Origin of the sequence: Mycobacterium sp. pUA109 (assembly GCF_041287095.1) — a bacterium.
Taxonomy (GTDB): domain Bacteria; phylum Actinomycetota; class Actinomycetes; order Mycobacteriales; family Mycobacteriaceae; genus Mycobacterium.
In genome coordinates this window covers 1-15,376 of sequence record NZ_JBGGKS010000041.1, presented here as the reverse complement: position 1 = coordinate 15,376, position 15,376 = coordinate 1, and the positions used below count along the sequence as shown (strand labels likewise).

Annotated in this window: 12 protein-coding genes and 1 pseudogene; 6 read left to right on the top strand and 7 right to left on the bottom strand. The window is 68.6% G+C overall.

Annotated features, from left to right (window positions below):
• Window positions 1-133: 133 nt before the first annotated feature.
• Window positions 134-1,306 carry a hypothetical protein gene (locus ACAG26_RS27365; protein WP_370486221.1) on the bottom strand — a complete coding sequence of 391 codons (1,173 nt, stop codon included), beginning with the start codon at window positions 1,304-1,306 and terminating at the stop codon, window positions 134-136.
• Window positions 1,299-2,231, bottom strand: a complete 933-nt coding sequence (locus tag ACAG26_RS27360; RefSeq protein ID WP_370486220.1) for a metal-dependent hydrolase — start codon at window positions 2,229-2,231, stop codon at window positions 1,299-1,301. Before ACAG26_RS27360 ends, ACAG26_RS27365 begins: the two co-directional genes overlap by 8 nt.
• A 112-nt stretch (window positions 2,232-2,343) precedes the next feature.
• Between ACAG26_RS27360 and ACAG26_RS27355 the strand changes: the two genes are divergently transcribed.
• The 4 genes and pseudogenes from ACAG26_RS27355 to ACAG26_RS27340 all read left to right on the top strand — a co-directional run bounded on the left by ACAG26_RS27355 (window position 2,344) and on the right by ACAG26_RS27340 (window position 5,702).
• Window positions 2,344-2,967, top strand: a complete 624-nt coding sequence (locus ACAG26_RS27355; RefSeq protein ID WP_370486219.1) for a TetR/AcrR family transcriptional regulator — start codon at window positions 2,344-2,346, stop codon at window positions 2,965-2,967.
• A gap of 165 nt (window positions 2,968-3,132) precedes the next feature.
• Window positions 3,133-3,756, top strand: coding sequence for a DUF5134 domain-containing protein (locus ACAG26_RS27350; protein ID WP_370486218.1), 624 nt, complete (start codon window positions 3,133-3,135; stop codon window positions 3,754-3,756).
• 284 nt (window positions 3,757-4,040) lie between these two features.
• A pseudogene (locus ACAG26_RS27345) lies at window positions 4,041-4,772 on the top strand (class I SAM-dependent methyltransferase); the annotation flags it as partial.
• Window positions 4,761-5,702: a methyltransferase domain-containing protein gene (locus tag ACAG26_RS27340; RefSeq protein ID WP_370486222.1), complete on the top strand. Its 942-nt coding sequence runs from the start codon at window positions 4,761-4,763 to the stop codon at window positions 5,700-5,702. The pseudogene ACAG26_RS27345 and the gene ACAG26_RS27340, both read left to right, overlap by 12 nt.
• A 61-nt stretch (window positions 5,703-5,763) precedes the next feature.
• Here the strand turns inward: ACAG26_RS27340 and ACAG26_RS27335 are convergent, their stop codons facing one another.
• The 5 genes from ACAG26_RS27335 to ACAG26_RS27315 form a co-directional block, all read right to left on the bottom strand.
• Window positions 5,764-6,906, bottom strand: coding sequence for an acyl-CoA dehydrogenase family protein (locus ACAG26_RS27335; RefSeq protein WP_370486217.1), 1,143 nt, complete (start codon window positions 6,904-6,906; stop codon window positions 5,764-5,766).
• Window positions 6,906-8,138: an acyl-CoA dehydrogenase family protein gene (locus ACAG26_RS27330; protein ID WP_370486216.1), complete on the bottom strand. Its 1,233-nt coding sequence runs from the start codon at window positions 8,136-8,138 to the stop codon at window positions 6,906-6,908. The genes ACAG26_RS27335 and ACAG26_RS27330 overlap by 1 nt, the downstream gene beginning before the upstream one ends.
• A 47-nt stretch (window positions 8,139-8,185) precedes the next feature.
• Window positions 8,186-8,368: a YbdD/YjiX family protein gene (locus tag ACAG26_RS27325; RefSeq protein ID WP_370486215.1), complete on the bottom strand. Its 183-nt coding sequence runs from the start codon at window positions 8,366-8,368 to the stop codon at window positions 8,186-8,188.
• Window positions 8,347-10,581, bottom strand: a complete 2,235-nt coding sequence (locus tag ACAG26_RS27320; RefSeq protein WP_370486214.1) for a carbon starvation CstA family protein — start codon at window positions 10,579-10,581, stop codon at window positions 8,347-8,349. Before ACAG26_RS27320 ends, ACAG26_RS27325 begins: the two co-directional genes overlap by 22 nt.
• A 74-nt stretch (window positions 10,582-10,655) precedes the next feature.
• Window positions 10,656-12,188 carry an ATP-dependent DNA ligase gene (locus tag ACAG26_RS27315; RefSeq protein WP_370486213.1) on the bottom strand — a complete coding sequence of 511 codons (1,533 nt, stop codon included), beginning with the start codon at window positions 12,186-12,188 and terminating at the stop codon, window positions 10,656-10,658.
• 89 nt (window positions 12,189-12,277) lie between these two features.
• Between ACAG26_RS27315 and ACAG26_RS27310 the strand changes: the two genes are divergently transcribed.
• Together ACAG26_RS27310 and ACAG26_RS27305 are read left to right on the top strand one after the other, a co-directional pair.
• The gene (locus tag ACAG26_RS27310) at window positions 12,278-13,036 is read left to right on the top strand and encodes an SDR family NAD(P)-dependent oxidoreductase (protein ID WP_370486212.1); all 759 of its coding nucleotides are present in this window, start codon (window positions 12,278-12,280) and stop codon (window positions 13,034-13,036) included.
• A gap of 77 nt (window positions 13,037-13,113) precedes the next feature.
• Complete coding sequence (locus tag ACAG26_RS27305) at window positions 13,114-15,279, top strand: acyl-CoA dehydrogenase (RefSeq protein ID WP_370486211.1); 2,166 nt, start codon at window positions 13,114-13,116, stop codon at window positions 15,277-15,279.
• Window positions 15,280-15,376: the final 97 nt, after the last annotated feature.

Sequence of the window (15,376 nt, the reverse complement as noted above, 5' to 3'; positions counted from 1 at the left end):
TGATTGGTTTACTGACACCCCCAGCATCCGCCGGGAACGTCACGGGAGCGGAGGCCCCGCCCCTTCATCGCATCAACGCGGCGGCCAGGGGTTTGGCGCGGAGTCAACGTGGCCGCAACGGCGGTGTGACCGGCTACGCCGGCGTGGGTGCGGCCTCGACATCCGCCGACGTGGCCACGGCGCGATTGACGCTGCGCGCCGCGAACACGCACAGGCCGGCGAGAAGGAAACACCCCACGGTGTACCAGAGGCTGCCGGTGGGATCGCCGTTGGTGGTGACGCCGTGCACGGCACCGAAGTAGGCCGGCAGCGCGCTGAGCCACAGCACCGCCATAACCCCGAGATAAGCTGCGGCGTAACCGGTTATCAACGGGTTGGCGTAGCCCCGGCTGGCGGGTACGCCGTCGAGAATGCTCACCCCGCCGTGGCGGAACCGCTGCCATTGTTGGACGAAGATGTACCCGGCGACGACGGTCAGCGCGGCGAGTTCGGCGGCGTAGGCGATACCGATCACCGTGGTGCTTCCGGTCAGCGAGCCCAGCAGGGTCGCCGGCAACGGCAGGATTCCGGTGCCGACCGAGGCCAGGATCCCGACCACGACGGTGCGCCACACCAGTTGGCCGGCGCCGAAACGGCGGCCGGCGTCGATGTGCCGGCCCACGAAGAACTGCACGCAGAACGCCAGTGACATCGGCCACAGCGCGGCGAACACCACCACGCTGGGCAGCGGAACCGAGTCGAACATCGGCTGGTTGAGCGGGTTGTCGACCGACCACTCCCACCACCGCAGCTGGGGGCCCAGGTGGTCGAAGATCTCGTAGAAGGCGTGGTGGACGAACCCGACACACACCGCCCCGATCACGGTGCCGTAGCGGCGGAAAATCCCGAGGCTGCGCACGATCTCGAAGGCGACGGTGGCCATCATCGGGTAGATGGCCACGATGTAGAGTGGTAACCGGCCCCACAGGAAGTCGACGGTAAACACGTTGTGGGCGAACATGGTGTCGACCTGGCCGTCGATGCCGAACGCGGCCGGAAAGTACAGCGGCGGCTCGATGATGAGCAGATAGGCGATGGCACCGAACCACAACACCAGGTTGGTGGCGTCCCGGTGCCGACGCAGCCGAATGATCGCGTACACCAGGGCCAGCACCGCGCCGGTGATGACCGTGACCTCCAGCACCGGCAGGGTCCAGTTCTCCAACCCGAACGGGTTGCGGAATTCGATCGGCCCGCCCGCGGTCTGGCAGGAAAAGCCCAGCGATTCAGCGAGTTTGTCGAAGGTGGGCGTGCAGTGCTCAGACATGGGCGCTGTCCGGAGCCGCGGTGTACCAGTGGGTCACGTCGTAACCGGCGTCGTAGCGAGCGAACCAGTCGCCGGCCAGTGCCGGCAGCGTCTCGTGGGCGGGATTGTGGTTGGGCAGCTGGCTGCGCACCACCCCCTTCATCGCGACCAGCTGCTCACGCAACGACAGGTGCGCGAACGCGCGATCCATCGGCCCGTTGTCCACCGCTCGGCCAAACGGCAGCCGGCGCAACAGCGCTTGCTTGCGCCGGTAGCGGGCGAACATGCTCATCGAATCGATCTTGCGGTCACTGAGCGGCACGTGCTTGTTGAAGCCCTCGCAGGCGATCTGGATTACGTCGAGCACGTGTTTGAAGATCGACGGCACCATCCGCATCCGATACCACGGGTCGCCCACCACCGCGTCGTAGATGATCAGCGCCGAGCTGCGGTGCTCGACCTCTTCGACGAAGTGCCACAAGAACAGCGAGGCCACCCGGTCGTCTCCGGGAGCGAACAGGGTGGCGTCGTTGTCCAGCATCAGTTTGAACACCGGGGTGAACGTCGCCTCCAGGTCGGCGGTGTAGGCCAGCCGGTAGTTCAACGGCTTGTGGGCGGTCAGATCGTCAAAGGCCGCGATCACCTCGTTGAGGGTTTCCTTGAGCCCGGGATGGCTTTTGATCAATCCCTTGGCGTGCTGGCGATGCGCCATCGCGTGCTGGCCCTCCTGGCGCACAAACGCGTCGGCTTCCTCGGCCACCGCCGGGTCGGTGATGAAGGGCATGGCCTCCGGGATCATGCTGCCGATCATCTTCTCGAAGGCGATGGCCAGGAACGACACCGCATTGGCCATCGAGGAAAACGCCGGGTTGGTTTCGTTCCACAGAAACGGAACGGGGTGGTCGGCGAACGCAAACCGCATCTTGCGTATCTGCAGATCCGTCATCGTCGGCAATACCTCACTTCACCAGTAATCATACAAATAAGACGCCCTGTGTATGGTCGTATGATTACAGGGGAGTCGCGGATTCGTCAACGCGAGCGGGAGGTCGTCAACGATGGCGCGCAGGCGCGGGTGGGGTGGGGATCCGCCCGCCAGCGACGAGGAGGCTTCCCGGCGTATCGTTGCCGCGGCCGTCGAGCTGCTGTCCAGCACCGGATCGGCGATCAGCATCGCCGATGTCGCCGAGTCGCTGGGTGTCATCCGGCAGACCGTGTACCGGTATTTCCCGACCGCCGACGCGCTGATGGAAGCCGCCGCGATCGCCTCGGTCGACGACTTCTTTGATCAGCTCGCCGAGCGCGTGCGCGGCATCCACGATCCCGCCGACGCCATGACCGAGGGGGTGCTGTACACCCTGGACGCCGTCGCGCGCACCCCGCACCTGGGCATCCTGCTGTCCGATCCGTACCTCAGCACCCACTCCAGCGGTCTGGCCTCGCCGGAGGCCCAGGAGTTGGGGATGCGGATGATCACCCGGTTCGACGTCGACTGGCAGCGCTACGGCTACGACGACGCCGCGCTGCGCGACCTCGTCGAGTTCGCCCTGCGCACCATGCTGTCGTTCTTTGTCGCCCCCAACGACCCCGCGCGCAGCCCCGCGGAGTTGCGCCGGTTTGTTCGGCGCTGGCTCGGCGGCGCCATCGCCGCCCAACGCGCCCACCTCGCCGACCAGGTCTGACGGCCCGCGGGGGTGTCGCGTTGACCGCCATACCCCTCCGGGGTATGGTCTAGCGGCGGCGCTGGGTGGACGAGCTCGGCAGGCCCAACCGCGTCCGGTAGTGAGACCGAGGAGATGACCGCCGGTGTGTCAGCAGTGTCGACCAGGCCGTGAGTGTGCAGCCTTGTGACCGGTGACCTCGTGGTGCGGTGGATCGTCACCGCGCTGCTCGGCGTCAGCATCGTCGGATACCTTTACGTCCTTGGCGCAGAACGCTCTCGATGGCCCAGCGCGGTCAATCACGTCTTGCACCTGATTATGGCGATGGCCATGATCGTGATGGCCTGGCCCGCGGGGGAGCACCTCCCGGTCGTCGCGCCAATGGTCTTCTTTCTGCTGGCCGCCGCCTGGTTCGTGGTCGCCGGCGCCCGCGGCTGCGGCGGCCGCCCCGACCGGGTCACCAATGGCTACTACGCCACGATGATGGTGGCGATGGCCTGGATGTACGCCGTGATGCACGGAGGCCCGCTCGATCAGACCGGTCACCCCGCCCACCATCCCCACGCGGAGATGAGTGGGATGGCCATGTCGGGGTCAGCGACGGCGGGAACCGCCTTCGCATCGGGATGGATCGCCGTCGTCAACGCGACGGCGTCGGTGGCCTTCGTGGCGGCCACGGTGTGGTGGTTGTACCGGTGCTTCGCCGTGCGCGCCACCGCCTCGTGCAGTGCACCGGTGGCTCGGGTGGAACTGCTCAGTCAGGCACTGATGGCGGCCAGCATTGCCCTCATGCTCGCGCCGATGTTTTAGCGGGAAACGCGGTCTCGCCCTCTAGCCGCACACGGGAGCCGTCGAGCACCTACACTTAGGCGGCGGTGCAGAAAGCGACGGTTCGGTGGCCGGCCCGGCGACGTTTTGGGTGCCGTATGTTCGGGCACCCTGGCGGAGTGCCTTTTCTCCGCTCCACGGGGCGCGTCGCGAGGACAAGTTTCCGTCCTGGCCCGCCAGTGGTTCGCGTATTCCTCGACCAGCGGGTCTCCGCGCGCGCCGGGCTGTTCCGATCACGTGCGACGGAAACGTGAGAGGGAGGTTAAATGTCCAGAATTCCCATCGTTCAAGACAACACGGACTTGCGATCGCGTGAACAGCATTACGGCGCTGACCCGTTAGCCGACCGCGAGACAGATCTGTATCGCGGCGAATACGTCATGAGTTTCGTTGAAAAGTGGGACGAACTCATCGATTGGGACGCCCGAGCCCAGTCAGAGGGTCGGTTCTTCATCGATGTGCTGCATGCCCGGGGTAAGGAGAGCATCCTCGACGTCGCCACCGGGACCGGCTTTCATTCCGTCCGCCTGACCGAGGCGGGATTCGACGTCACCAGCGCCGACGGGTCGGCGGCTATGCTCGCCAAGGCCTTCGAGAACGGTCAGAAGCGGGGGCTCATTCTTAAGACCGTCCAAGCGGATTGGCGTCAGCTGAACCGGGGCATCCACGGCAAGTATGACGCCATCATCTGCCTGGGCAACTCGTTCACGCACCTGCACGCCGAGCAAGATCGTCGCCGCGCCCTGGCCGAGTTCTACGCGGCGTTGCGACACGACGGGATCTTGATCCTCGATCAGCGCAACTACGACGAGATGCTCGATCACGGCTTCAAATCGAAGCACAAATACTACTATTGCGGAGACCGGGTCTCGGCCGCGCCGGAACATGTCGACGACGGTTTGGCGCGCTTTAAATACGAGTTCCCCGACGGCTCGGAATACACGCTGAACATGTTTCCGCTGCGCAAAAACTATGTCCGTCGCTTGATGCGGGAGGCCGGCTTCGAACGGGTGCGGACCTACGGTGACTTTCAGGAGACCTATCAGGACAACGAGCCGGATTTCTTCATCCACATCGCGGAGAAGTCGGTGTTGCCCAGCGGCGGGCACGCTGCCGGGCCGGCGAGTGCCCAAGCGGCGACGGAGGCCTACTACGACAGCGACGACGCCGACGGGTTCTACTCGATGATCTGGGGTGGTGAGGACATCCACGTTGGCTGCTACGAGGACACCCGCGACATCAGCGTAGCCAGCGTCGCGACGGTGGACACGATGATCGGGCGCCTCGGTCATCTCGACGGCAGTAGCGTGTTGGATCTCGGCGCCGGTTACGGCGGGGCCGCGCGGCGCCTGGCCGGTGCGCACGGTTGTTCGGTGACCTGCCTCAACATCTCCGATGCACAAAACGACACCAACCGGTACAAGAACCGCCGCGCCGGCCTGGAGGAGCGGATTCGGGTCCGGCACGGCAGCTTTGACCACATTCCGGAGCCGGACGACAACTACGACGTCGTCTGGTCGCAGGACGCGATCCTGCACGCCCCGGACCGCCGGAAAGTGCTCGCAGAGGCGTTCCGGGTGCTCAAGCCTGGCGGCGAAATGATCTTCACCGACCCGATGCAGGCCGACGACGTGCTACAGCCGGTCTACGACCGGCTCAACCTGGCCGACCTGGGCTCGATGCGCTTCTACCGCGAGGCGGCGCAGGCGGTGGGGTTCGACGTTGTTGACCAGATCGATCTCGTGGGGAACCTGCGCACCCACTACGACCGGGTGCGTGAGGAACTCGAGGCCCGGCGGGTGGAGCTTGAGCAGAAATCCTCGGCGGCGTACCTGGATAAGATGCTGTTGGGGCTCAAAGAATGGGTGGACGCCGCCGACCACGGCTACCTCGCCTGGGGGATCCAGCGCTTCCGAAAACCTCGCTGACCCGGGCCGGTGGCGGCCAGGCGGGCATCGTGTGGTTCGCGCGAACTTCGCGCCCGGTGCCTCAGCGCACGGGTTGAGGCGCCGTCAACTCGGCGAACCGCGCGACATGGTAGTCGGTGCTGCCGAATTCGTACTGCAGAGCGGTGAGCCGTTTGAAGTAATGCCCGACGGCCAGCTCCTCGGTCATGCCCATCCCGCCGTGCAACTGGACGGCGTTTTGGCCGATGAAGCGGGCCGCCCGGCCGATCGTCGCCTTAGCCGCCGAGACCGCACGGGCTCGGGTGGCCGAATCGGCATCCAGGTTGAGCACCGCGAGGTAAACCGCCGCGACCGCCTGCTCGAGTTCCAGGTACATGTCCACCATGCGGTGTTGCAGCGCTTGGAAACTGCCGATCGGCTGGCCGAACTGCTGACGTTGTTTGCAGTATGCGACGGTGTCGGCCAACACTTTCCGCATGCACCCGACCGCTTCGGCGGCGACGGCCGCCGCGCCCTCGTCACGGGCCTGCTGCAGCGACGGGCCGGCCTGTCCGGCGACGCCCACCAGCGCGGAGCCCGGCAGGCGCAGACCTTGCAACACCACATCCGCGGCGCGGCGGTCATCGATGGTCCGGTAGGGGTGCATCGCGATGCCGGCGGTGGCGGCCGCGAGCTCGACCAGGAACAGCGAGACCCCGTCGGTGTCGGGGGTGCGGGCGGTGACCAGCAGGTGGGTGGCCAACGGCGCGCCGACGGCGACGATCTTGGTCCCGGTCAGCAGCCAGCCGTCGACGTCGCGCACCGCGGTGGTGGCGAGGCGGGCCAGGTCATCGCCGGACTCCGGTTCGGTCGCCGCCACCGTGACGATCGCGTCGCCGGCCGCGACCGCCGCCAGCACCGATCCGGCGCCCTCCCCACCGGCCCGCCGCAGCAGGCCACCGGCCACCACGACGGTGTCCACGTAGGGTTCGATCACCAGCGCGTGGCCCAGCTCCTCGGCGATCACCATCAATTCGACTGGGCCGCCGCCCATCCCGCCGACCTCCTCCGGCAGGGTGGCGCCCAGGATGCCGAGTTCTTCGGCGAACGCCCGCCAGATGTCGGGCTGCCAGCCGGCGCCGGTCTTGGCCGCGCCGCGGCTGGCGGTCAGGTCGTAGCGGGTAGCCAAAAACTTGGCCAGGCCGTCGCGCAGCAGCTGCTGTTCTTTGGTGAGGTTGAAGTCCATCAGAGTCCCAACGCCGCTTTGGCCAGAATGTTGCGCTGAATTTCGTTGCTGCCGGCATAGATTGAACCGGCACGGTCGTTGAAGTAGCGCAGCGGCGCGACCGCCTGCCACGCTTCGCCGCTGACGTAGCCATCCGGCGGCGGCTCGAATTCGACCACCGGCCCGCCCGGCCGGGTCGCGTGCGGCTGGTACACCCGGCCGCGGGGCCCGGCCGCCGCGAGCGCGAGTTCGGTCAGGATTTGGCTCAGTTCGGTGCCGAGGATCTTCAGCATCGACGACGCCGGGCCGGGGTTGCCGCCGGCCGCCACCACGGACAGCGTGCGGTACTCCAGGATCTCCAGCACCTCGGTGCGGAGGCGGGCGTCGGCGAGACGGCCCGCAAACGTCGGGTCGTCGACCAAGCGGCCGCCCGCCGGCCCGGGCTGGGTCGCCGCCGCCTGGGCGACCTCGTCGGCCATCACCTGCAGGGCGGGCGCCACGGCACCACCGCCGCGTTCGAACTCCAGCAGGTATTTGGCCACCGTCCAGCCGTCGTCGATCTGGCCGATCACGTTCTCCTTGGGCACCCGGACCGCGTCGAAGAACACCTGGTTTTGCACCTCTTCGCCCGAGGTCATCACCAACGGGCGGATCTCGATGCCCGGCGAGGTCATATCCAGCAGCACGAAGGTGATGCCCTGCTGCTTCTTCGCCAACCTCGAGGTGCGCACCAGGGCGAACATCCAATTCGCTTCGCGGGCATGGGTGGTCCAGATCTTGCTTCCGGTGCACACCAGGTGGTCTCCGTCCTGGACCGCGGCCATCGATAGCGCCGCCAGGTCCGATCCCGCCTCCGGCTCGGAATAGCCCTGGCAGAAGAACACCTCACCGGTCAGGATGCGGGGCAGGAAGAATTCCTTTTGCGCCGGTGTCCCAAAGGCGACGATGGCGTGCGCGACCATCTTGATCCCCATCGGCGACAACGACGGGGCGCCCGCCAGAATCGACTCGCGGGCGAAGATGTAGTGCTGGGTCAGCGTCCAGTCGCAGCCGCCATGCTCGACCGGCCAGGCCGGTGCCGCCCAGCCACGTTCATGCAGGATCGCCTGCCAGGCCATGCTGGCGTCGTGGTCGGCGTAGACGCTGGTCATCAGGGTCCCGGCCTGCCGCAGTTCCGTGGTCAGTTTCGCGTCCAGAAAGGCGCGGACCTCGTCGCGGAACGCCGAATCGGCCACCGACCACTGCAAATCCATCGGGTTCTCCTAACCAGTTGGTTGGTCCCCCTAGACGGTAGCCGGTCTCAACAGCAGCGTGCACCCGGGTCGGCGTCGTAGCGGCGCCGCCAGTAGTCCCGCTCGGAGAGCACCGGTTCGCCGGGATGGGCGCGGCGGCGGTACTCCAGGTAGCGCCGGTAGTGCGTGTCGCCCATCAATGTTCCCCAGTACCAACCGATCTGGCGGGCTAGCCGGCGTGCGCGTCCCATTGTGCCTGCACCTCCCGTTCGGCGGTCGTCGGGATCAGGCCCGCCGGCGCGAACCGCCGCGACGGCACCGGCTCCTCCTGGTTCGCCGGTGTGTGCTGGCCGCGGAGGGCGCGCAGCGCCACCAGGACTCCGGCGGCGACCACCACGATGACGACCGCGGCGAACAGCGCCGACAGGGTGCCCTGAATGAAGGTGTTGCGGATGACGGCATCCAGCTGATCGGGGTGCGTCGCCGACCCGGCCCGCTGGACCGCCCGATACTGGAAATGCTGAGCCCAGTAGCCCACCCGCGGGTCGGCGGAGAAAATCTTCTGCCACGACGCGCTCAGGGTGACCGCCAGATCGGCCAGCAGCGGGACCCCGGGTATCCACGCCCACTTCAACTTTCCCTGCTTGATGACCACGACGGTGACCACCGTCAGCGCGATCGCGGCCAGCAGCTGGTTGGCGATGCCGAACAGCGGAAACAGCGTATTGATACCCCCGAGCGGATCGGTCACACCCATCAGCAGGATGCCGCCCCAGGCGGCGACCATCACGAGGCTGCACCCCCAGGCGCCCGCACGCCAGCTCGGGTCGCGCAGCCGGCGCAGCGGGCCACCCAGGTTGCTCAGCGCATCGGACAGCATGAACCGGGCGACCCGGGTGCCGGCGTCCACGGTGGTCAGGATGAACAACGCCTCGAACATGATCGCGAAGTGGTACCAGAACGCCTTGAGGCCGGCACCGCCGAACACCCGGTGCAACACCTCCGACATCCCGAACGCCAGCGTCGGCGCCCCACCGGTGCGCGACACGATGGAGGTTTCCCCGACCCCGGTGGCGGCCTGGGTGATCTGTTCGGCGCGCACCGGCGCCCCGCGCAGGCCCAGCCCGTTGACGTAGGCCGCGGCACTGCCGGCGGTGCCGCCGGTCTGGGCGGCCGGCGCGTTGAGCGTGAAGTACAGATGCTGGTCCACCAGCGACGCGGTGATCAGCGCCATCACCGCGACGAACGATTCGGTGAGCATGCCGCCGTAGCCGATCAGCCGCATCTGGCTTTCCTTCTCCAGCAGCTTGGGGGTGGTGCCCGAGGAGATCAGCGCGTGAAACCCGGACAGCGCGCCGCAGGCGATGGTGATGAACAGGAACGGAAACAGCGCCCCGGAAAACACCGGACCGTCCCCGCCGCCGGCGAACGCCGAGACGGCCGGTGCTTGCATGACCGGGCGGGCGATCAGGATGCCGACGGCCAGCAGCGCGATGGTGCCGACCTTCATGAACGTCGACAGGTAGTCGCGCGGCGCCAGCAACAGCCATACCGGCAGCACCGACGCGGCGAACCCGTAGCCGATCACGCACCAGCCGAGCGTCACCGGCGACAGGCTGAACCACGCCGCGCCCCAGGATGTTTCGGCCACCCAGCGGCCGGAGACCACGGCCAGCAACAGCAGCACCACCCCGATCAGCGACACCTCGGAGACCCGGCCCGGCCGCAGGAACCGCAGGTAGCAGCCCATGAACACCGCGATCGGGATGGTCATGGCGATGGAGAACACCCCCCACGGGCTTTGCGCCAGGGCCCGCACCACCACCAGCGCCAGCACCGCGATCAGGATCACCATGATGACCAGGATCCCGACGATGGCGGCCGCGCCACCGGCCGCGCCGAGCTCCTCGCGGGCCAGCTGGCCCAGCGACCGGCCCCGCCGCCGCGTGGAAATCCACAGCACCAGATAGTCCTGCACGCAGCCGGCCAGCACCGCCCCGATGATGATCCAGATGGTGCCCGGCAGATAACCCATCTGGGCGGCCAGCACCGGCCCGACCAACGGCCCCGCCCCGGCGATCGCGGCGAAATGGTGACCGAACAGCACCCGCCGGTCGGTCGGCATGTAATCGGTGCCGTTCTCGAAGATTTCGGCCGGGGTGGCGTGCTCGTCGCGCGGCCGCACGATCTTCAGCTCGATCAGCCGCGCATAGCAGCGGTAGCCGATCACGTAGGTGCACACCGCGGCGATCACGAACCAGACGGCGTTGACCGTCTCGCCGCGGGCGAACGCGATGACCACCCACGCCACCGCGCCGATTAGGGCGATGATCCCGAAGATCAGCTTGTGCCGGCCGGTGATGGGGGAGCGGTCGACGATCGCGACCGGCGGCAGGTCGGCGTCGGTGCGGATATAGCTGACGTGCCCGTCGTCCGTCCGGTCCGGCGCGGTCGATACCGCCACGGCGCCCCCCTCACGTTGGAGTTTGTGCTCGGCGTGATCCTTACACGACGGTGGTGCGTGTGCCCGGTGAGCGCTCAGCCCGGATATAGGGCGCGCACGGCGTCGATGGTGTCGGCTTCGGCGGCGGGTTTGTCGTCGCGGTAGCGCAGCACCCGGGCAAACCGCAGCGCCAGCCCACCCGGATAGCGGGCGGAGCGCTGCACCCCGTCGAAGGCGATCTCGACGACCTGCTCGGGCCGCAGCCGCACCAGGTAGCCGTCGGTGGGGCCGACCGCCAGCCGCAAGAACCGGGCGGTCTGCCAGTCCAGCATGGCGTCGGTCATGCCCTTGAAGGTCTTGCCCAGCATCACGTAGCCGTCGGTGGCCGGGTCCCGCGCGCCCAGGTGAATGTTGGACAGCTTTCCGCTGCGCCGCCCCGAGCCCCACTCGACGGCCAGCACCACCAGATCCAGCGTGTGCACCGGTTTGACCTTCAACCAGCCCGCTCCGCGGCGCCCCGCCTGATACGCCGCGGTCAACGACTTCGCCACCACGCCTTCGTGGCCGGCGGCCAGCGTCGCGGCCAGGAACTGCTCGGCGGCCGCCGGGTCGGCGGTGACCAGCCGGTCGACCCGGTGCGCCGCCGGCACGATCTCATCGAGGGCCGCCAGCCGGTCGGTGGTCGGCGCGTCGAGCAGGTCGACGCCGTCGCGGTGCAGGACGTCGAAGAAGAACACCGACAGCGGCTGGGCGGCCCGGGCGGCCGCGACGTCGACGGAGCGGCCGAACCGTGACGCGGTGACCTGGAACGGCTGCGGCCGGTGATCCGGCCGCAGCGCGATCGCCTCGCCGTCGGCGATCAGCGCGGTGACCGGCAACGCGAGGGTCGCCGCCACCACTTCGGGCAGCCGGGCGGTGACGTCGTCGAGGCTTCGGGTGTAGACGGTGACCTCATCGCCGCGACGGTGGATCTGCACCCGGGCGCCGTCCAGCTTGGCTTCGAAAACGCCGGCGCCGCCGAGGCGTTCGAGCGCGTCGGCGACGTCGGTGGCGATCTGGGCCAGCATCGGGCCGACGGGTCGGCCCACCCGCAGCGTGAAGGCCGCCAGCGCGTCGGCGCCGCCGGTCAGCGCCGCGGCGGCCACCGCCGGCAGATCCCCGCCCAGCATCGCCGCGCGGCGCACCGCGGCCGCCGGGACCCCGGCCGCGGCGGCCACCGCGTCGGTCATCACCCCGCTCAGCGCGCCCTGGCGCAGCTCGCCGCTGAGCAGCCGACGCAGGAAGGTCTGTTCGGCCGCGGTGGCCGCCGTGAACAGGTCGTGCAGCAGTTGGGTGCGCCGCACCCGCGATCCCGTTCCTGATACTGTTGCGATTTCAGTGAAGGCGGCGTCGGCGCCGGCGACGGTCAACACCGGCCGCGGCCCCGCCGCCGGCAACGACCGCAACGTGGCCCACCCGACGCCCAGGCGTCGCGGCAGGTCACCGGAGAGCCAGGAGACGAGGATTGCCACCACCGCGGGATCGGGCCGCGCCCGGATCAGCAGGTCGGCGATGCGCGCGACCTTCGCCCGGCGTGCGTCGACCTCGGCCACCTCGCTGGAGGCGACCGCGACATCGACCAGAAGCACAACTCAGCTTCCCACGCCCACCCTGGGCGCAGCGGCCACACCGGTCGCGCTAATTTGCATTGATAGCTAAAACAACCAAGGAGGTTTGGATGGAGATCCAGGGCAAGAAGGTGGTGGTCATCGGTGGCGCCTCGGGCATGGGCCGCGCCACCGCCGAACTGCTGGCCAACCGCGGCGCCAGCGTCGCGGTGCTCGACCGGGAAGGTTCGGACGGCAAGGACGTCGCGGCCGGCATCGGCGGCGAGTTCTACCCGGTCGACGTCACCGACTTCGCCGGCACCGAGGAGACGCTGGGCAGCGCGGTCGACGGCCTGGGCGGGCTGCACGTCATCGTGACCACCGCCGGCGGCGGCATCGCCCAACGGACACTGTCGAAGTCCGGACCGCACGACCTGGACGCGTTCCGGTCGGTCATCGACCTCAACCTGATCGCCAGCTTCAACATCACCCGGTTGGCGGCGGCCCACATGGCCAAGAACGAGCCCGAGGACGACGAGCGCGGCGTCATCATCAACACCGCCTCGATCGCCGCGTTCGAGGGCCAGATCGGTCAGGTCGCCTACACCGCAGCCAAAGCCGGCATCGCCGGGATGTGCCTGACCGCCGCGCGGGACCTGGGGTCGCTGGGCATCCGGGTGCTGGCCATCGCGCCGAGCCTGTTCGCGACCGGGCTGACCAAGGGCATCCCCGACGAATACGCCACCGCCCTGACCAAGGACGCGGCGTTCCCCAAGCGGCTGGGCCGGCCCGAGGAGTACGCCAAGCTGGCCGCGGCCATCGTGGACAACCCGATGCTCAACGGGCAGTGCCTGCGGCTGGACGCGGGGCAGCGGTTCGCGCCCAAGTGACGCGCGCCCCGTACCTTTAAGTACGCTCAGTGCACTGGCTCGGCTGAGCCCCCGCATCCCTCGACGAGGAGGCCCTGATGGGTATCGCACTGACCGACGACCATCGCGAACTCGCCGAGGTAGCCCGGGGCTTCCTCACCGCGCAGAAGGCGCGCTGGGCCGCGCGTGAGCTGCTGGACGCCGCTGACGAGGCCCGACCACCGTTTTGGTCGGACCTCGTCGAGCTCGGCTGGCTCGGGCTGCACATCGACGAGCAGCACGGCGGCTCCGGGTACGGGCTGCCCGAATTGGTGGTGGTGGTCGAGGAACTCGGCCGGGCGGTGGCGCCGGGACCGTTCGTGCCCACCGTGATCGCCTCGGCGGTGATCGCCGCCGACGGCACCACCGACCAGAAGGCCCGGCTGCTGCCCGGCCTGATCGACGGAACCGTCACCGCCGGGGTGGGGGTCGGCGGTGCGGTCCGCGTCGAGAACGGGGTGGCCAGCGGCGACGCCGGCATCGTGCTGGGCGCGGGACTGGCCGACCTGCTGGTGATCACCACCGGCGAGGACGTGCTGGTGGTCGACCGGGATCGGGCCGGCATCTCGGTCGAGGTGCCCGAGAACTTGGACCCCACCCGGCGTTCCGGGCGGGTGCGGCTGACCGATGTCGCCGTCACCGACGACGACATCCTGCCCGCCGCTTACGAATCCGTGCGGGCTCGGGCGCGGGCGCTGCTGGCGGCCGAGGCGGTCGGCGGTGCGGCCGACTGCGTGGAGACCGCGGTCGACTACGCCAAGGTGCGCCAGCAGTTCGGGCGCACCATCGCCACCTTCCAGGCGGTCAAACACCACTGCGCCAACATGCTGGTGGGCGCGGAGTCGGCGACCGCGGCGGTGTGGGACGCCGCCCGGGCCGCCGCCGACGACGAGGCCCAGTTCCGGCTGATCGCGGCCGTCGCTGCCGCGCTGGCGTTTCCCACCTATGCGCGCAACGCCGAACTCAACATCCAGGTGCACGGCGGGATCGGCTTCACCTGGGAGCACGACGCGCACCTGCATCTGCGCCGCGCGCTGACGGTGCGGGCCATCTTCGGTGGGGACACCCCCGCCCGTGACGTATTCGAGGCCACCGCGGCCGGTGTCAGCCGGGCCAACAGCCTGGATCTGCCACCGGAGGCCGAGGAGCTGCGCACCGCTATCCGCGCCGACGCCGCCGAGATCGCTGCGCTGGATCCGGATGCGCAGCGCGACAAGCTGATCGAGACCGGCTACATCATGCCGCACTGGCCCAAGCCGTGGGGCCGGGCCGCGACCGCGGTCGAGCAGCTGGTGATCGAGGAGGAGTTCGCCGCCGCCGGCATTAAGCGGCCCGACTATTCGATCACCGGCTGGGTGATTTTGACGCTGATCCAGCACGGAACCGATTCGCAGATCGAACGCTTCGTGGAGAAGGCGCTGCGCCAGGACGAGGTGTGGTGCCAGCTGTTCTCCGAGCCCGACGCCGGATCGGATGCCGCGGCGGTCAAGACGCGTGCGGTCCGGGTGGACGGTGGCTGGAAGATCAACGGGCAGAAGGTGTGGACGTCGGGGGCGCACTACTGTCGCCGCGGGCTGGCCACCGTGCGCACCGACCCCGACGCGGCCAAGCATGCCGGGATCACCACGGTGATCGTCGACATGAAGGCGCCCGGGGTGGAGGTGCGCCCGCTGCGGCAGATCACCGGCGGGTCGGACTTCAACGAGGTGTTTTTCAACGACGTCTTCGTGCCCGATGAGGATGTGGTCGGCGAGCCCAACACCGGGTGGACCGTCGCCCGGGCCACCTTGGGTAACGAGCGGGTCAGCATCGGTGGCGGCGGGTCGTATTACGAAGGTGTGGCGCAGCTGCTGGTGGGGTTGACCCGGCAGCACGAAGACCGGCTGGCGGGCGCCCGGGTGCGGGTCGGCAATTTCTTGGCCGAGGAGCATGCGCTGCGGCTGCTGAACCTGCGCCGCGCCGCCCGCGCCATCGAGGGCGCCGGGCCCGGACCGGAAGGCAACGTCACCAAGCTGACCCTGGCCGAGCACATGGGTGAGGGTGCAGCGATCTGGGCGGCGCTGCTGGGCCCGGAGGTCGCGCTGACCGACGGGCCGGCGGCGCTGACCGGCCGGATGGTGATGGGCGCCCGCGGGATGGCGATCGCCGGCGGCACCTCGGAGGTGACCCGCAATCAGATCGCCGAGCGGATCCTCGGTATGCCCCGCGACCCCCTGATCAAGTAGGGGACTGGTCGCCTTCTGCCGCGAGCGTGCGTGTCCGTGCGTCCTGAACGTGGAAGGGAGCTCGATGTAGGTAGAGCTTTCTGATGCGGTGTTGTGC